This window comes from Rhodococcus spelaei (assembly GCF_006704125.1).
Classification (GTDB): Bacteria; Actinomycetota; Actinomycetes; order Mycobacteriales; family Mycobacteriaceae; genus Rhodococcus_G; species Rhodococcus_G spelaei.
The window spans coordinates 40,763-57,307 of record NZ_VIGH01000003.1; the positions used below are offsets into that span (position 1 = coordinate 40,763).

Below are 16,545 nucleotides of genomic sequence, written 5' to 3' on the forward strand. Positions count from 1 at the left end.
CTCGCTGGCTCTCGACTTCGGCACCAGCACCGGCGGCTTCAGCCACTGGGCGAAGACGAGCGGCCTCGAGATCGTCCTGTACGTGCTCGGCGGGCTGATCGTCGCGCGCTTCCTCAGTTGGGTCGGGAACCGGATCACCGACCGGATCGACCTGAACTACCAGGAGGGTGACGCGCTGGTCCGGTCGGAAGCGACCAAGCACCGGCACGCCCTGGCCCAGGTGATCACCTGGGTGCTCATCACGATCGTCTACGTGCTGGTGACCATCGAGGTGCTGCAGCGGCTCGGCTTCGCGGTCAGCAGCCTGGTCGCGCCCGCCACCGTGCTCGGCGCGGCACTCGGTTTCGGCGCCCAGCGGGTGGTGCAGGACATCCTGGCCGGGTTCTTCATCATCACCGAGCGGCAGTACGGGTTCGGCGACGTCGTCTCCATCATGGCGGTCGGGGCGGGGGAGTCGGCCCTCGGCACCGTCGAGGACGTCACGCTCCGGGTGACCCGGCTGCGGTCCTCCGACGGCGAGGTCATCACCATCCCGAACGGCCAGATCGTCAAGGTGGTCAACCTGTCGAAGGACTGGGCACGGGCGGTCGTCGACGTGCCGGTGCCGACGTCGGCCGACATCAACCACGTCAACGACATTCTGCGGACGGTCGGTCGCGAGGCGTTCGCGGACCTGGACCTGGAACCACTGCTGCTCGACGAGCCGTCGGTGATGGGGGTGGAGAGCATCGAGGTGGACACGGTGAACATCCGCATGGTTGCCCGCACCCTGCCGGGGAAGCAGTTCCAGGTGGGACGCGAGTTGCGGGTCCGCGTCGCGGCGGCGCTCGGTCGCGACGGAATCTTCGTCGGTCCGGAACTCGCGGTCGACCAGCCGGGTGAGGAACACCGATGACCGACCATCGCTGGACCATGCCGACCACGCTCCTCGGTGGTCGGGTGCGGACCTCGACGGTGTTCCTGGTGCTCGCGTTCCTGGCCACGGCGGTGATCTACGACATCGCCAACCCGAACGAGGGGACGACGGGTACCGAGCAGCCTCCGGTCCCGGCGGCGACGAGTGCGCCGGCACCACCGCCCGCATCCAAGACGCCCGCGCCCACACCGTCGAGCTCGAAGACCGCGCCCTCCGTGACACCGAGTTCCTCGGCCGAGTCGAGTGGGACTCCGACGGTCACCACGCCGCCGCTGATCGTGCTGCCGCCGGGAGTGGTTCCGCCCGGGGTCGAGTTGCCGCCGGGTGTGGCGGTCGAGTCGTCGACGCCGCAGACCACCGAGGCCACCACCAGCACCCCGTAACGCTCTGGCCTGCGGCCCGTCGGTTACAGACAGGGCACGGTCCGATCACGGCTAGACTGGCGCCTCGTGATCAGCGTGGAGAATGTGTCGAAGTCGTACAAGGCGTCGTCTCGGCCCGCCCTGGACAAGGTGAGCGTCTCGGTGGACAAGGGCGAGTTCGTCTTTCTCATCGGTCCGTCCGGGTCCGGGAAGTCCACTTTCATGCGCCTGCTCCTCAAGGAGGAGACCCCGACCGCGGGTGAGGTGCACGTCGCAGACTTCCACGTCAACCGGCTCTCGGGCCGCCGCATCCCGAAGCTGCGGCAGACCGTCGGATGCGTGTTCCAGGACTTCCGTCTGCTGCAGCAGAAGACGGTCTCGGAGAACGTCGCCTTCGCCCTCGAGGTGATCGGCAAGCCGCGCAACATGATCGACCGCACGGTGCCCGAGGTGCTCGACCTCGTCGGACTGTCCGGCAAGGCGGACCGGCTGCCCAGCGAACTGTCCGGCGGTGAGCAGCAGCGCGTCGCCATCGCGCGGGCGTTCGTGAACCGCCCGCTGGTCCTGCTCGCCGACGAGCCGACCGGAAACCTGGATCCGGACACCAGCGGCGACATCATGTTGCTGCTCGAACGGATCAACCGAACCGGAACGACGGTGTTGATGGCCACCCACGACAACCACATCGTCGACTCGATGCGGCGGCGGGTGGTCGAACTCGATCTCGGACGCGTGGTGCGCGACGAGGCCCGCGGTGTGTACGGCGTGGGGCGCTAGCCGCAACCCGCCCGCCGTCCCACCCCGACACACGAAGGACAACGACTTCCGATGCGCGCCAGCTTCATCTTCGGCGAGGTTTTCACCGGCCTGCGCCGCAACATCACCATGACGATCGCGATGATCCTGACGACAGCGATCTCGCTCGGCCTCTTCGGCGGCGGCCTGCTCGTCGTCCAGATGGCGGGCAAGACGCAGCAGATCTTCCTGGACCGCGTGGAGGTGCAGATCTTCCTCACCGACGACGTGTCGGTCGGCGACCCGGGCTGCACCCAGGACATCTGCAAGGGCCTGCGCACGGACCTGGAGAACACCCCGTCGGTGGTCTCGGTGACGTACCTCAACCGGGATGACGCGGTCGCGGACGCCAAGAACCGGGTGTTCAAGGACCAGCCCGAGCTCGCGTCGATGGTCAGCCCGAACGCGCTGCCCGCCTCGTTCAAGGTCAAGCTGTCGGATGCGGAGCGTTTCGGCGTCATCAACGACGCGTTCGCGACCCGGCCCGGCGTGCAGAGCGTGCTCAACCAGCGCGACCTGGTCGAACGCCTCTTCAGCGTGCTCAACGGTATTCGCAACGCCGCGTTCGCCATCGCGATCGTGCAGGCGATCGCGTCGATCCTGTTGATCGCCAACATGGTCCAGATCGCCGCCTTCACCCGCCGCACCGAGGTCGGCATCATGCGACTGGTCGGCGCCACCCGCTGGTACACCCAACTGCCGTTCCTCCTCGAGGCCGTCGTGGCCGCTCTGGTCGGCGCCGCCCTCGCTGTCGCAGGCCTGTTCACCGCGAAGACGTTGTTCGTCGACGACATGCTCAGCGACGTCTACGACGCGAACATCGTCGCGCGGATCTCCAACAGCGACGTGCTCCTGGTCTCGCCGTTCCTCGCGCTCGTCGGCGTCGGCATGGCCGCGGTGACCGCGTACGTGACCCTGCGCCTCTACGTGCGGGAATAACGAGTTGCCCGTCGAACTATCCTTAGGTACAGGACATTTCTTGTACACCTCAGCGGACTGAAGGGCCCGGACGTGAAGGAAAAGGGCCGCAAGGTCATCGCGAGTAACCGCAAGGCGCGGCACAACTACACCATCATCGACACCTACGAGGCGGGCATCGCGCTCGTCGGTACCGAGGTGAAGAGCCTGCGCGAGGGCAAGGCCTCGCTCGTCGACGCGTTCGCCACTGTCGACGACGGCGAGGTGTGGCTGAGGGGGCTCCACATCCCCGAGTACACGCAGGGCAGTTGGACCAACCATTCGCCGCGGCGCACCCGGAAATTGTTGCTGCACAAGCGCGAGATCGAGCACCTGGTCGGCAAGACCCGCGAGGGCAACCAGACCTTGGTGCCGCTGTCGATGTACTTCTCGGACGGCAAGGTCAAGGTCGAACTCGCTCTGGCCAAGGGCAAGCAGGACTACGACAAGCGTCAGGACCTCGCCCGCCGCACCGCCGAGCGCGAGGTGACCCGCGAACTGGGTAGGCGGGTCAAGGGCATGAGCCGCTGACCGCGGTCCTGCTCGCACTGCTGGCCGCCGTCGGGTACGGGGTCAGCGACTTCGTCGGTGGCATCGCATCGCGACGGGTGGCTGCCCTGCGGGTGGTGATCGTCTCCTACCCGGTGTCGCTGCTGATCGTGCTCGCCGTCGCGCCGCTGGCGGGTGGCGAGTTCTCGTCCGACGCGATGTTGTGGGGTGCGGCCTCCGGCGTCGCCGGCGGTCTCGCGGTGTGGTGGTTCTACCTCGCTCTCGCCGAGGGGCCGATGTCCGTCGTCTCGCCGTTGACGGCGGTGCTGGTGGCCGGCGTCCCGGTCGCCGTCGGGTTCGCGATCGGGGAGCGGCCGGGCCCCCTGGCCCTCGCCGGCGTCGTGCTGGCGTTGGTCGCGGTGGTGATGGTCAGCCGGGAGACCGCAGAGACCGCGGGCGAGGCGGTGGACGGGCACCGGGTGAACTTCACCCCGAGAGTGGCCTGGCTGACGGTCGGGTCCGGGCTCGCCTTCGCGCTGGCGTTCGTGTGCCTGCACGAGATCGGGGACGGGTCGGGGTTGTGGCCGCTGGCGGCGTCGAGAGCGTCCGCGACGGTCGTGGTGTGGGTGGTCGCGCTCGCCGCGCGACAGTTCGCCGCCCCGCCGCGCGGGGTGATCCGGCTCGCGCTCGGGATCGCTCTCCTGGACGTGACGGCAAACGCCGCGATGATGTACGCCTTCTCGGGTGGACTGCTCTCACTGGTCAGCGTGATCGGTTCGCTGTACCCGGCGGCCACGGTGCTGTTGGCGATGACGGTGCTCGGTGAGCGGGTCGGGCGACTGCAGCGGGTCGGGATGGTGCTCGCGCTGGCTGCGGTCGCGATGATCGCGGTCGCCTGACTAGATGAACTGCTCGGCCACGGCGGTCGTCATCAGCTCGTAGCGCAGGTGGGCCCGCGCGAACTCGGCGGTGCCGTGCGTGAGCGAGCGCAAGTCCACCGGGTAGCGGGCCAGTTCGATTTCCGGGACCTCGGCGCGGAGCAGCGCCAGTCCGGGCTCAGGGCTCTCGGTGCCCAGCACGTGGCCGCGCCGCGCCGACAGGTCGGTCATCACCGCGCCCAGGTAGTCGTCGGGCAGGATCACCCGCACCGCCGACACCGGTTCGAGCAGTCGGATGTCGGTGTGCGAGGCGGCGTCCCGCAGTGCCAGCGCGGCGGCGGTCTGGAACGCGGAGTCCGACGAGTCCACCGAATGGGCCTTGCCGTCGACCAGGGTGACGCGCACGTCGACGAGCGGGTGCCCGGTCGCGACGCCGGTCAGAAGTTGGGTACGCACGCCCTTCTCCACCGACGGGATGAAGTGTTTGGGCACCGAGCCGCCGACCACCCGGACCACGAACTCGAAGCCCTCACCGGTCGGCAGCGGTTCCACCTCGAGGTCGCAGATGGCGTACTGGCCGTGCCCACCGGACTGTTTGACCAGCCGGCCGTGACCGGATGCACTGGCGCCGAACGTCTCCTGCAGCGCGACCCGGTACTCGGCGGTGTCGACGTGCACGCCGTGCCGGTTGCGCAACCGGTCGAGGGTGACCTCGGCGTGCGCCTCGCCGGTGCACCACAGCACGATCTGGTGGGTCTGTGGGTTCTGCTCGAGGCGCAGCGCCGGGTCCTCCGCGACGAGCCGGGCCAGGGACTGGGACAGCTTGTCGTCGTCCGCCTTGCTGTGTGCCTCGACGGCGATCGGGAGCAGTGCGGCGGGCTGCGGCCACGTGTCGAGTGGCGCGGCCGCGGCGTCGTCGGCGAGGGTGTCCCCGATGTGTGCGCTGGCGACCTTCGCGACGCAGACCAGGTCGCCCGCGACCGCCTCCGGGACGGGATGCTGCTGCTTCCCGAACGGCCCGCTCAGCGTCGTGATCCGCTCCTCGGTGGGCTCGCCGCCGCCCGGTCCGACCACGTGGACGTGGGTGTCGGGGCGCAGGGTGCCCGCGAACACCCGGATCAGGCTGATCCGCCCGACGTAGGGGTCGCCGGTGATGCGGACGACCTGCGCCGCCAGCGGGGCCTCCGGGTCGGCGGCGGGTTCGTCACCGACGCGGTGGGTCGGGTCGGGGAACGAGCCGGCGACGAGGTCGAGCAGTTCGGCTGCGCCGACCCCGTACTCGGTGACGGCCAACGCGGGATGCAGTGCGCAGTCCACGATCTCGCGCCGCAGTCCCTCGGCCAGGGCGTCGTTGTCGAGTTGCTCACCCGCGAGAAAGCGTTCCATCAGGGCGTCGTCCTGACCGGAGATTGCCTCGACCAGGCTCTCGCGGGCGGAGCCGATCTGGGGTTCGTCGCCGGGCTCGCCGTAGCGGCGGCCGGTCAGCAGATCGACCGAACCGCACGGTCTTCCGTCGGCGAAGACCGGCAGGAACACCGGTCGCAGGGTGTCGGTGCCGAGACCGAACGCGTCGTGGCAGGCGGTGAGTATCGCGTCGAAACTGCTCCGGGCGACGTCGAGTTTGGCGACCGCGATGGCCCGCGGGATACCGGCGGCCGCGCACTCACGCCACAGCGCGCGGGTCGGCGCGGTGACCGGGTCGGTCGCGGACACGACGAACACGGCGGAGTCGGCGGCATGCAGTCCGGCGCGCAGTTCCGCGGCGAAGTCGGGGTGTCCGGGCGGGTCGAGCAGGTTGATCCGGACACCGTTCCAGTCCAGCGGTAGCACCGCCAACTGCACCGACCGCTGCTGCTGGTGCTCGATGTCCTCGTAGTCCGAGACCGTGTTGCCGTCCGCGACCCGGCCGGCCTTGCCGATCGCGCCGGCGGCCAGGGCGAGAGATTCGGCGAGGGTGGTCTTGCCCGCGCCGCTGCATCCGACCAGCACGACATTGCGGATCTGTTCGGGCGACGTGACGGGCGTGACCTGGCTCGCACGGGATGAGGTTCGGTCGGCCACGTCGGCCTCCTCGCGGTTGCGGTGTCGGCTCGTCAGTCGAGTCTAGGCCCGCACCAGCACGGCAACCGGGGATTGAGCTACTTGGCGACGCGCTCCCACATCTGCAGGTAGGCCTCGGCGCCGCGGCTCATGTCCTCGATGATCTGGTCCCCGTCGGCACCCGCCACGATCTTCATGTCCGCGATCCAGTCCGGGATCAGGCCGTACTGTGCGACGCCGTCCTTGTTGAGGTCGAAGACACGCTGCCCGGTCCGCTGGCGGTCCATCACGGTGCCGCCGTCGAACGTCGTGTACGGGTACTGCAGCGGGTCGGTTGCGGCGCTGTCCCGAGGGGCGGCCTGCGGGCCGAAGCCGTTGGTGTCGGCGCCGTAGCCGAAACCGAAGTAGTACTTGTCGCTGCGGGCTTCGCGCGCCTTGCGCCAGGCCGCGACGAAGCCGGGCTCACGGTCCGCCTTCGGGTCCTGACCCGGCTCGGCCTTCTGGGGTTCGAGCTGGCTGGCGTACAGCGCGACGAACCCGCCGAGTGCGTAGACCCGCTGGTAGAGCAGCGGGTCCGACCAACTGTGGCTGGACACCACACCCGAGTACTTCGCGTCCTCGAGGATCTTGAGAGTGTCCTCGGCGGTCTTGACGCTCATGTGGTCGATGTCGACGATCATGCCGCGGTCCATCATCCCGCGAATCATGTGCTCGCCCAATGCGGTCAGGCCGCGGGTGTTGCACAGTGGGCCCTTCGGGTACACCGGTGTCGTGACGCCCGCGGGTAGTGCGGACAGTGCCGCGGCCGGACCGTCGCCGACGCTGAGCAGCGGATTGTCGTGTGCCGCACCCGTGCAGGGCTCGGCTTCCCAGAACTTCCCGGTACTGAGGTAGTTGCCGACGTTGACGGCGACGCCCTGCACCGCCGGGTCGAACCGGACGCCGCCGAAGGCGTTGTCGAACTTGTGCGTGACGATCATCTGCCGCACGCCCATCGCGTACACCTCGTCGAGGCCGCGGTCGATGTCGGCCTCGGTGCACTGCGGGACGTCGCCCACGACCTTGCAGCCGAACGGTTCCGAGGTCTCGATGCCGAGGGTGACGGCGAGCTTGCCCTCGGCGGCGACCTGCCGGACCTGTTCGGGGGAGCTGACTATCCGGAACCAGCCGCGGCCAGGTCCGCCGTACTGGGCGTCGATGTAGTCCTGCATCTCGTGGACCTGGACGGCCTCGGCGCGGATGGTGTCCATGTCGTTACAGGAGCGGTTCTTGAGCGGGTAGACGTCGCACAGCACCCGGTTGTTGACCAGCAGGTTGGTGAAGATGCGCAGGCCGCCGCGCCAGGCCCGCTCGACCCACTTGTAGTAGGTCTGCTCGTGGGTCAGCGAGTCGTGCGCGGGCCAGTCCGCGAAGGTCGGCCAGCCGGTGGTGTCGTGCTCCTCGAACGGGCTGCCGTGCGAGATGACGTTCTCGAGCAGCGCGGGCAGGCCGTTGCTGCCGTGGTCCGGGCAGTCCCGCAGCGCGACGGTGATGCCCTGTGGGTCGAAGGGCTTGCCGCAGTGCACCTCGCCGCCGATGAACAGGTTCGCGTCCAGGTGCACGTGTGCGTCGATGAAGCCGCGGACCTCGCCGTTCGGGCCGGTCCCGGACAGCGGGGTGCCGGTGGCGCCCACCTCGGAGTCGGGGAAGTCGGCACAGCCGCCGGTCGGGACGAGGGTGAACCGTCCGCCGGTCGGGTCGACCCCGGGGTTGCTCAATGCCAGCCCGTTCGGGCCGGCGGTGAGCTGGTTGCCGTTGGATGTCGCGGTGACGGCGTAGATGCCGTCGGTGTGGGTGAGCGTCCAGTCGGTTGCGGGGGTGGCGTCGCGAGTGGAGACGACCTTCTGGGTGCCGTCGCCGGCGAGCAAGTCGCCGCCGGGGCCGTAGAACATGAACCGGCCCAACTGGGAGGCGTGCATGCGCAACGGTTCGGCGTCGCTCACTGCGGGTCCGTCGGCGCGGTAGCCGGCGTCGGCGCGCCGGACGAACTTGCCGGTGGGCTCGGATTTCAGGGCGTAGCAGCCGTTCGCAAGGCCGAAGACCGGGTCGTCGCCGGGGCCGATCGGGGCGGTCGACGGTGCGGAGGCCGCGATTCCGGCGGTCGCGACGACGAGCGCCAGTGAGAGGGACAGCGCGTGCACGAGACGGCGGCGGGTGCGCCGGGCGAGAGGTGTCATGTGTGTCCGCGATCCCCCATCGAAACAACTACCTGATTGTGGTCGGAAGCGTAGATCATTTTGGACAAATGTCCAGTATTGGCGCGGCGGGAGAAATGAGGATGATTTTCCGGCGCCGGGGCGTTACAGTGTGTGGTCCCAGCAGGTTGCTGGGCGCGTACGGGGCTGAACGGTTTCGACTTTGTACGTTGAGTCAGGGGAAGCGTGTCGGTGCAGGCAAGAGACCACCGTAAGCGTCGCTGCAAACATATAAGCGCCGATTCCAATCAGCGCGACTACGCTCTCGCTGCCTAAGTAGCGAAGCGTGTCTGTCAGTCCGATCTCGCCCTCGGGTCGGGTACTGGCATCAGCTAGAGGGCTTTACCTACCGGCTCGGTCGCGGAGTCGGATGGGACATCAAACAGTGACTGGGATCGTCATCACGGCTTGTTCGCGAGACCGGGAGATCCAAGTAGAGGCATAGCGAACTGCACACGGAGAAGCCCTGGCGATTCGGCGAAGGACCCGGGTTCAATTCCCGGCAGCTCCACCGAGATGGCGGCGAGGCCCCGGACCACATGGTCCGGGGCCTCGCCGCTTTTCGTGGATTTGCCGTCAATGGGTTTCCTGCAGCCGGCCCCACCCCGAGGCGGTGGTGCGCCGCATCTGCTCGACGACGAGCGGTGCGGAGACCACCGCCACTGCGGCCGCCAGCTGCACCCAGCCTGCGACGAAGAGCCCGAGCGGGATCGTCGCGAGTCCGGCCACCGCCACCAGTACCCGGACCCGGCTCGGGCCGATCTGCAACACCCGTCGGAACTCCGCGTCGCCGAGGTAGAACAGGGCCACGCCGGTGGCGAGCGCGACGGAGCCGGCGGCGCCGAGCCGGGCGGTCGGATGAGCGATGATCTGGTGCATCCCCACCGCGATGGCCAGGATGCCGATCAGCATGGGGATGTGGGCGTAGAAGTAGCCCCGGATCGCCAGCAGCGCACGGGGGCCGGGTTCCGCCGTCGCCAAGGCGTGTTCGGCCTTGAGGTCGTCGCCGGACGAGAAGTACGTCCACCACAGCGCCGCAGGCAGCGCGAGCGCGAGCACCACGACGGCGGCCAGGCCGGCGCTGACGTTGTCGGTCTGGGCACTGAGCCCGATGGCGATGACTGACTCGCCCAACGCGACGATGATCAGCAGGCCGTGCCGTTCGACGAAATGCTCCGCGTTGAGCTCGAATTGTGGGGCCACCCCGAGGTAGGGCGTGATCATCTGGATGGCGATCGCCACCACCCACAGCACGTACATCGGCACGCCGTCGACGAACCCGGCGACCAGGATCAGCAGGGCGGAAACAAGATTGAACGGCGCCAGCCGTAATACTCCCTTGCGGGTACTGGACTGGTTCAGCATCACCAGGTGCACGCACACGACGATCAGGTAGCCGATGCCGAACGCGATCCCGGAGCCGTCGAAGACACTCGGAACGGAGATCGCGCATATCAGGAAGCCCGCCATCGCGACCAGCATCGGCAGTTGCCGCCGCGGAGTGGTCGGCGGCACCTGGTTCGTCAGCCAGGCGTACCCGCCGTACATCCACCACAAGGCCGCGAAAACCAGGAGCACCCGCAGGGCCCCCGCGATCGAGAGTTCGTGCTCGAGAAGGGCGGTGAGTTGGGTGATGGTGAACACGAAGACGAGGTCGAAGAACAGTTCCAGGTTCGTCACTCGGGACGCGGGAACCTCCACCGACAATCGTCGACCGAATATCGACATGCCGACAAGGTACGGCACCCACCCTCGGCGAGGTGACCCAAAAGCCCCGGCGCAGCGGCGAATTGCACCGATCGGCGCACAAGGTGCACGACGAGCTCGTGGCACAATCTGGAGCACCTCCACTGAAGGCATGAACGAAAGCAGGATCGTGCTGTGACCATCGCCCGACCGATCACCTTCACCACCCCCGACGGCATCACGCTCGCCGGGATGCTCCGTGAGCCTGACGACGTAACGCGTCGGGCAGCGATCGTCCTCACCGGCCCGTTCACGGGAGTCAAGGAGCAGGTGGTCGCGATCTATGCGGAGGGTCTGGCGCGGCGCGGCTACGTCACCCTCGCCTTCGACCACCGGAACTTCGGCGCCAGCGGAGGACACCCTCGCCAACACGAGGACTCCGCCGGCAAGCTCGCCGATCTGAGTGCCGCCGTCACCTGCGTGGCCGCTCACGCCGATGTCGATCCCGAACGTGTCGGCCTCATCGGAATCTGCCTGGGTGCGGGATATGCGCTCAAGTCCGCAGCATTCGACCCGCGGGTGCGCGCGCTGGTCACCGTTGCCGGCGCCTACAACAGCCCGCAGGCCATGCGGGCCGGGATGGGACTCGACGCCTACCGGGACACCCTTCGGGAACTCACGGTCAAGGAGCAGGCCACCTCCGACGGACAGCCGATGATGCTGCCCGCGGTCCGCGACGGAGCCGGCGAGGCCGCGATGCCGGGAGCGGAGCCGTTCGACTACTACGGCACCGACCGAGGCGCCGTACCCGGATGGCGCAACGAGGTGACCTACGGATCCATCCGCCAACTGCTGACCTTCGACGCCGCGGTCGGGGCCGACTTCCTCGCCGTCACGCCCGCGCGGATCATCCACGGCACGCGTGACGAGTACTGCTCGCCCACCGCCGCCCAGGAGGTCTTCGATCGGATCGACGGCGTCCGCGACCTGATGTGGATCGATACGACCAACCACATCGACCTGTACGACCGGCCTCGCTACGTCGAACCCGCGATCGAGGCGTGTGCGGACTGGTTCGACGACCACCTCGTGCAGGCGACCACGGCGCACTGATCTCCGGGGGACGACGCCGATAGGCTCGGGGCGTGGATTCCGGCGACGTCGACTTTGCGCACACAGACGAGGCGGCGCGCAAGCGGCGTGACAAGGCGGTCGGGCTGGCCCGGTACGTCTGGGACCGGGGGATCGGCGGACCCGAACTGCTCGCCCTGCCCGACGACCGGCTACGCAAGCTCGCTCGGGCGGCGGGGGCGAACCCGCCGAGTACTCGCGAGACGTGGTCAGTGGTCGCGGAGATGCTCGACGAGAAGTCGCGCTGGGCGGCAGTGCATCCCGACGACCCGCGGGCGGTGCCTGCGCACGCAGACGAGAAGATCATGTGGGTCAAACCGCCGCTGCCGCCCTGGCCGTCGCGGTAGCTCTCTCAGGCCTGCGGGGGAGTCAGCAGTTGCTCGGCGGGGGCGTCCCGGCGAAGCGGCCGTCCAGCCAGGCGAAGGCCCCGGGCACACCCTCCACCGCGGCTGGTCCGTGGTCGCCGGGGAGGACGTCGAACTGGACGGGCACGCCTGCGCCACACCATCTCCGTATGGTCGCGGCCGTGGAGTCGAGCGGTGCGAGCTGGTCGCCGCTGCCGTGCCACGCGAAGACCGGCGCGCGTGGGGTGCCGGGGTACATCAGCAGGCTGTTCTCGTCGAACACCGCCCGCAGGCTCGGCGCATTGATCTGGGTCGGGTCCTTCGACACCTCGGCGGTGCTGTGCCCGGCGCCGTCGTCGATGATCTGTTGCGAGCAGGCGTTCGCGATCTGATCTCGGAGTTTGATGCCGGCCGGGGTGAGGAAGTTGTCGACCGCGACGCGGGAGGGGTACTCCCTCTCCAGCCCCAGTGTGGCCGCGAACGCGAGGCCGAACATCGGATGCGGCGCGGTCCCGAGTCCGTTGGCCAGTTCGCTGAGGTTGGTGGGAACACCGCCCTGCGCGATTCCGACGATGTTCAGTTCCGGAGCGTAGGTCGGTGCCAGCGCGCCGGCCCAACCGGTCGCCATGCCGCCACCCGAATATCCCGTCAGCCCCACCGGGCTCCGTCCGACCCGGGCCTGTGGCAGGTGCTGGACCGCTCGGATCCCGTCGAGCACGATCTGACCGCCGAGCCGGGCGGCGCCGTAGGCGCTGGTCGGACCGAGATGGTCGGGCAGCGCGACCGCCCATCCCCGGGCCAGCAGCGCCGGGAGTGCGGGTGCCTCCGTGAGCTGGCCGTTGAACAGGGTGTGCGAGGGCCCGCACTGAGTCCCCAGCGAGTTGATGATCGCCTGGAACGACAGCAGTGGCCGGTCGACACCGCCGCGCGGCACCATCACGGTGGTCGTCGCCGCGATCGGGGCACCGGTGGAATTGGTGGAGCGGAACAGGATCTGCCAGCCGTCGGCGTTGCCGTAGCGCGACACGTCGACCGGTCGCGCGCGGAGTACGTCACCGTTCGCGTGCGGGGCCAGGTCAGGTGGCGACCAGTAGAAGGGGTCGGGGTCGGAGACGGGGACGACCGGCTGGGCCGACACCGTCGGTGACGCCAGTGCGAGACTGGCGAGGATCGTGAACGTGGCGGCTGCTGACCGCCGGAGCCAGGTGTCCATAGACGTCCCTTTCCACGTCACACCCTAGCCCCGGTCGCCGTACCGCGTCCCGGTTCCGGCGGGCGCGGATTGCTAGCCTGTGGCCATGCATCTCCCGATGTTTCCGCTCGGCGCGGTGCTGCTTCCCGGCGAGGCGCTCCCGCTGCAGGTGTTCGAGCCGCGCTACCGCGAGATGGTCGAGCACTGCACGTCCTCGCCGGACCGAATGCAGTTCGGGGTCGTGCTCATCTCGCGTGGTCACGAGGTCGGCGGCGGCGATCAGCGCACGGACGTCGGGACCACGGCACGGATCGTCGAATGCCGCCCCGGCGTCGGCGGCCGCTTCCTGCTCGGGTGTGTCGGTGAGCGCCGGATCAAAGTCCGCCGATGGCTTCCCGACGACCCCTATCCCCAGGCCGAGGTGCAGGACTGGCCCGACGAGGGTTCGGTGATCGGGGCCGGCGCTGTCGAGGAGGTCGACGATCGGGTCGACGAGTTGCGCGAGGTGGCCGCCGACCTCGCCCGGGCGGGGGGCGCGCGCCCACCCGACTTCCCCTCACTGAGATCGTTGCCGGGCGGTCCGGGAGAGCAGGCGTTGACGCTCGCCGCCCGCCTGCCGCTCGGGGCCGCGGATAGACTTCGAGTGCTGTCCGCGCCCGGCCCCGGCGAGCGGCTGATCGTCCTCGCCGACGCGCTCGCCGACGTCATCGCCGCGGCGCGGTTCCGCCTGGCTGACTAGGAGACGTGGATGCGCGGTGACGGGTCGTTGCTCGCAGTCGTCGCGGCCGGCGGGGCCGTCGGCGCGCTGGCGAGGTTCGGTGTGGCGCAAGCAGTTCCGGTCCAGCAGGGTCAACTTCCGTGGGCCACCCTGGTCACCAACGTGGCCGGCTGCTTCCTCATCGGCGTCCTGATGGTGGTCATCACCGAGGTCTGGACCGCACACCGCCTGCTGCGGCCGTTTCTCGGGGTCGGCATCCTCGGAGGTTTCACCACCTTCTCCACGTATGCGGTCGAGGTCCGCGGGCTCCTCGCGGACGGTCACTATCCGATTGCGTTCGGATACCTCGCGGGCAGCGTGATCGCGGCGCTCGCCGCCGCACTGGCCGGGGTATGGCTCACCCGGGTCGCCGCAGGCGCCCGGATCGGGAAAGGAACCTGAGATGTCGTACACGACCTCCTCGCAGACCGAGTTGCGCCTGTCGATCATCCTCGGCCAGGACGACCTCTGGCATCACAAACCCAAGTACCAGGAGATCGTGCGGCGGGCCCGCGACGCAGGCCTGAGCGGGGCCAGCGTGTGGAGGGGGGTCGAGGGGTACGGCGCGTCCTCGCACATCCACACCACGCGACTGCTCGACCTCGCGGACGGTCTGCCGGTGCTCGTGGTGATTCTCGACGAGCCGACGCGGGTTCGCGCGTTCGTCGACACCGTCGCCGAGTTGCTCACCCAGGCCACCGTCACGCTCGAGGACGTCGAGCGGGTGCACGTGGCCGAGGTCCCCGCGTGACGGTGCTGCTCGTGCTGGTCGGCGGTGCTGTCGGCGCGCCCGCCCGCTTCCTGCTCGACCGGACCGTGCAGTCGCGCCACGACAGCGAGTTCCCCTGGGGCACCCTCGCGGTCAACGTGATCGGGTCGCTGATCCTCGGCGCGCTCGTCGGCGGCGCGAGCGCGCACGGCGGCGCGCTGATGACGCTGGTGGGCACCGGCTTCTGCGGCGCCCTGACCACCTTCAGCACGTTCAGCTACGAGACGCTGCGACTGCTCGAGGACCGGGCGCGGCTGTACGCGTTCGCCAACGTCGCGGTCACCCTGGTCGCCGGCATCGGGGCGGCCTTCCTCGGATTCGCCGCGGCGCACGCCGTGCTCGCGTGATCGAATGAACCCATGGCGCACGAACGTGCGGGCCGGACTGCCCGCCCCGAGGACCTCGAGGACCTGCCCCACCTGGTGACGGCGTACTACACCCGCACCCCCGACCCCGAGGACCCGGACCAGCGGGTGGCGTTCGGGACGTCCGGGCACCGCGGGTCGAGCCTGGACGGCGCGTTCAACGAGGCGCACATCCTGGCCACCACTCAGGCCATCGTGGAATACCGTGCGGCACAGGGCATCACCGGGCCGCTCTTCCTCGGCCGCGACACACATGCACTCTCCGAACCGGCCTGGACCTCCGCGCTCGAGGTGCTCGCGGGGAACGAGGTCGACGTGCTGATCGACGCGGCGGGAAGGTACACCCCGACCCCCGCGGTGAGCCATGCGATCCTGCGCCACAACGCGTCCGGGCCGTCCGCCCGCGCCGACGGCATCGTGGTGACGCCGTCGCACAACCCGCCGCGCGACGGTGGCTTCAAGTACAACCCGCCGCACGGCGGACCGGCCGACTCGGACGCGACGTCGGTGATCGAGCGGCGTGCGAACGAACTGCTCGCCGCCGGTCTCGCGGGGGTGCGCCGGGTGCCGGTGACGAGGGCGACCGCCCGACCGTACGACTACCTCGGCACGTACGTCGACGACCTGCCGAACGTGGTGAACCTCGACGCGATTCGCGGCGCCGGCATCCGGATCGGCGCCGACCCGATGGGCGGCGCGAGCGTCGACTACTGGGGCGCGATCGCGGACCGGCACGGCCTCGACCTCGCGGTGGTCAATCCGCTGGTCGACGCGACGTGGCGGTTCATGACCCTCGACACCGACGGCAAGATTCGGATGGACTGTTCGTCGCCGGACGCGATGGCGTCGCTGATCGGGGCGCGCGAGCGCTACGACATCGCCACCGGCAACGACGCTGACGCCGACCGGCACGGCATCGTCACCCCGGACGCGGGGCTGCTGAACCCGAACCACTACCTGGCCGTCGCGATCGAGTACCTGTACGCGCACCGGCCGGGCTGGTCGCCGGGCGCCAGGGTCGGCAAGACGGTGGTCAGCTCGTCGATGATCGACCGGGTGGTCGCCGGGCTCGGCCGGGAGCTGGTGGAGGTGCCGGTCGGGTTCAAGTGGTTCGTCCCCGGGCTGCTGTCCGGGGAGCTCGGGTTCGGCGGCGAGGAGAGCGCGGGGGCGAGCCTGCTGCGCACCGACGGCACGGTGTGGACGACGGACAAGGACGGTCTCGTGCTGGCCCTGCTCGCCTCGGAGATCCTCGCGGTCACCGGCAGCGCGCCCTCGCAGCGGTACCGCGAACTGGTCGCCAGGTACGGCGACCCCGCCTACGCGCGGGTCGATGCGCCGGCCGACCGGGCGCAGAAGGCCGCCCTGGCCGCGCTGTCTCCGGAACAGGTCAGCACGACGAAACTCGCGGGCGAGCCGATCACCGCGGCGCTGACCGTCGCCCCCGGCAACGGTGCTCGGATCGGTGGCCTCAAGGTGTGCACGGACAGTGCGTGGTTCGCGGCACGACCGTCCGGCACCGAGGACAAGTACAAGATCTACGCCGAATCGTTCCGTGGCCCAGAGCATCTCGCGCAGGTGCAGGACGAGGCGCGGGAGGTGGTCTCGCGGGCGCTGGGAGCGCACTAGCATC

Annotated in this window: 17 protein-coding genes and 1 other RNA gene; 14 read left to right on the top strand and 4 right to left on the bottom strand. The window is 69.3% G+C overall.

The annotated features are described in order from the left end of the window. The first annotated feature begins 4 nt into the window (after positions 1 to 4). The 6 genes from FK531_RS06840 (at position 5) to FK531_RS06865 (ending at position 4,418) form a co-directional block, all read left to right on the top strand. A complete protein-coding gene (locus FK531_RS06840; RefSeq protein ID WP_142098111.1) occupies positions 5 to 895 on the top strand; it encodes a mechanosensitive ion channel family protein in 891 nt (296 codons plus the stop codon). Next, positions 892 to 1,299 (top strand): Rv3103c transmembrane domain-containing protein, encoded by a 408-nt coding sequence (locus FK531_RS06845; RefSeq protein ID WP_142096847.1) that lies wholly within the window; start codon positions 892 to 894, stop codon positions 1,297 to 1,299. The genes FK531_RS06840 and FK531_RS06845 overlap by 4 nt, the downstream gene beginning before the upstream one ends. A gap of 66 nt (positions 1,300 to 1,365) precedes the next feature. Beyond that, positions 1,366 to 2,055: a cell division ATP-binding protein FtsE gene (gene ftsE / locus FK531_RS06850; RefSeq protein WP_142096849.1), complete on the top strand. Its 690-nt coding sequence runs from the start codon at positions 1,366 to 1,368 to the stop codon at positions 2,053 to 2,055. 51 nt (positions 2,056 to 2,106) lie between these two features. Beyond that, complete coding sequence (gene ftsX / locus FK531_RS06855; RefSeq protein ID WP_142096852.1) at positions 2,107 to 3,012, top strand: permease-like cell division protein FtsX; 906 nt, start codon at positions 2,107 to 2,109, stop codon at positions 3,010 to 3,012. Positions 3,013 to 3,084: 72 nt separating this feature from the next. After that, entirely contained in the window at positions 3,085 to 3,561 is a 477-nt protein-coding gene (gene smpB, locus FK531_RS06860) for an SsrA-binding protein SmpB (protein WP_142096856.1), read from the top strand. Beyond that, on the top strand, positions 3,558 to 4,418 hold the full coding sequence (locus FK531_RS06865; protein WP_494338129.1) for an EamA family transporter: 861 nt from the start codon (positions 3,558 to 3,560) through the stop codon (positions 4,416 to 4,418). Before smpB ends, FK531_RS06865 begins: the two co-directional genes overlap by 4 nt. On the opposite strand, the gene FK531_RS06870 is transcribed toward FK531_RS06865, so the two are convergent. Both FK531_RS06870 and FK531_RS06875 read right to left on the bottom strand, forming a co-directional pair. Then, on the bottom strand, positions 4,419 to 6,458 hold the full coding sequence (locus FK531_RS06870) for an elongation factor G-like protein EF-G2 (protein ID WP_142096862.1): 2,040 nt from the start codon (positions 6,456 to 6,458) through the stop codon (positions 4,419 to 4,421). A gap of 77 nt (positions 6,459 to 6,535) precedes the next feature. Next, positions 6,536 to 8,653 (bottom strand): membrane dipeptidase, encoded by a 2,118-nt coding sequence (locus tag FK531_RS06875; RefSeq protein WP_142096865.1) that lies wholly within the window; start codon positions 8,651 to 8,653, stop codon positions 6,536 to 6,538. A 161-nt stretch (positions 8,654 to 8,814) separates the two neighbouring features. Between FK531_RS06875 and ssrA the strand changes: the two genes are divergently transcribed. Then, positions 8,815 to 9,185: a transfer-messenger RNA gene (gene ssrA / locus FK531_RS06880) on the top strand. A gap of 62 nt (positions 9,186 to 9,247) precedes the next feature. On the opposite strand, the gene FK531_RS06885 is transcribed toward ssrA, so the two are convergent. Next, positions 9,248 to 10,399: a low temperature requirement protein A gene (locus tag FK531_RS06885; protein ID WP_181762850.1), complete on the bottom strand. Its 1,152-nt coding sequence runs from the start codon at positions 10,397 to 10,399 to the stop codon at positions 9,248 to 9,250. 153 nt (positions 10,400 to 10,552) lie between these two features. Here FK531_RS06885 and FK531_RS06890 point away from each other — a divergent pair, with 153 nt between their 5' ends. After that, on the top strand, positions 10,553 to 11,470 hold the full coding sequence (locus FK531_RS06890; protein ID WP_220126928.1) for an alpha/beta hydrolase: 918 nt from the start codon (positions 10,553 to 10,555) through the stop codon (positions 11,468 to 11,470). 32 nt (positions 11,471 to 11,502) lie between these two features. Then, on the top strand, positions 11,503 to 11,835 hold the full coding sequence (locus FK531_RS06895; RefSeq protein WP_142096872.1) for a hypothetical protein: 333 nt from the start codon (positions 11,503 to 11,505) through the stop codon (positions 11,833 to 11,835). A 22-nt stretch (positions 11,836 to 11,857) separates the two neighbouring features. Here the strand turns inward: FK531_RS06895 and FK531_RS06900 are convergent, their stop codons facing one another. Beyond that, positions 11,858 to 13,045 carry a lipase family protein gene (locus tag FK531_RS06900; RefSeq protein WP_142096875.1) on the bottom strand — a complete coding sequence of 396 codons (1,188 nt, stop codon included), beginning with the start codon at positions 13,043 to 13,045 and terminating at the stop codon, positions 11,858 to 11,860. Between the two features lie 85 nt (positions 13,046 to 13,130). On the opposite strand from FK531_RS06900, the gene FK531_RS06905 reads away from it, so the two are divergent. From FK531_RS06905 to pgm, 5 genes are read left to right on the top strand one after another with little or no spacing between them, the layout of a single operon-like run. Beyond that, positions 13,131 to 13,763 (top strand): LON peptidase substrate-binding domain-containing protein, encoded by a 633-nt coding sequence (locus FK531_RS06905; RefSeq protein WP_246097980.1) that lies wholly within the window; start codon positions 13,131 to 13,133, stop codon positions 13,761 to 13,763. A 9-nt stretch (positions 13,764 to 13,772) separates the two neighbouring features. Continuing rightward, complete coding sequence (crcB, locus tag FK531_RS06910) at positions 13,773 to 14,183, top strand: fluoride efflux transporter CrcB (protein ID WP_142096878.1); 411 nt, start codon at positions 13,773 to 13,775, stop codon at positions 14,181 to 14,183. Between the two features lies 1 nt (position 14,184). Next, the gene (locus FK531_RS06915) at positions 14,185 to 14,532 is read left to right on the top strand and encodes a DUF190 domain-containing protein (RefSeq protein WP_142096882.1); all 348 of its coding nucleotides are present in this window, start codon (positions 14,185 to 14,187) and stop codon (positions 14,530 to 14,532) included. Beyond that, positions 14,529 to 14,897, top strand: a complete 369-nt coding sequence (crcB, locus tag FK531_RS06920; RefSeq protein WP_142096885.1) for a fluoride efflux transporter CrcB — start codon at positions 14,529 to 14,531, stop codon at positions 14,895 to 14,897. Before FK531_RS06915 ends, crcB (FK531_RS06920) begins: the two co-directional genes overlap by 4 nt. A gap of 12 nt (positions 14,898 to 14,909) precedes the next feature. Then, complete coding sequence (gene pgm, locus FK531_RS06925) at positions 14,910 to 16,541, top strand: phosphoglucomutase (alpha-D-glucose-1,6-bisphosphate-dependent) (RefSeq protein WP_142096888.1); 1,632 nt, start codon at positions 14,910 to 14,912, stop codon at positions 16,539 to 16,541. The last annotated feature ends 4 nt before the right edge of the window (positions 16,542 to 16,545 follow it).

Excerpts from the sequence above, each read along its gene's own strand:
- FK531_RS06845 (WP_142096847.1), top strand. The coding sequence starts at position 892 with ATGACCGACCATCGCTGGACCATGCCGACCACGCTCCTCGGTGGTCGG.
- ftsX (WP_142096852.1), top strand. The coding sequence starts at position 2,107 with ATGCGCGCCAGCTTCATCTTCGGCGAGGTTTTCACCGGCCTGCGCCGC.
- FK531_RS06875 (WP_142096865.1), bottom strand. The coding sequence starts at position 8,653 with ATGACACCTCTCGCCCGGCGCACCCGCCGCCGTCTCGTGCACGCGCTG.
- FK531_RS06885 (WP_181762850.1), bottom strand. The coding sequence starts at position 10,399 with ATGTCGATATTCGGTCGACGATTGTCGGTGGAGGTTCCCGCGTCCCGA.
- FK531_RS06900 (WP_142096875.1), bottom strand. The coding sequence starts at position 13,045 with ATGGACACCTGGCTCCGGCGGTCAGCAGCCGCCACGTTCACGATCCTC.
- FK531_RS06905 (WP_246097980.1), top strand. The coding sequence starts at position 13,131 with ATGCATCTCCCGATGTTTCCGCTCGGCGCGGTGCTGCTTCCCGGCGAG.
- crcB (WP_142096878.1), top strand. The coding sequence starts at position 13,773 with ATGCGCGGTGACGGGTCGTTGCTCGCAGTCGTCGCGGCCGGCGGGGCC.
- FK531_RS06915 (WP_142096882.1), top strand. The coding sequence starts at position 14,185 with ATGTCGTACACGACCTCCTCGCAGACCGAGTTGCGCCTGTCGATCATC.
- pgm (WP_142096888.1), top strand. The coding sequence starts at position 14,910 with ATGGCGCACGAACGTGCGGGCCGGACTGCCCGCCCCGAGGACCTCGAG.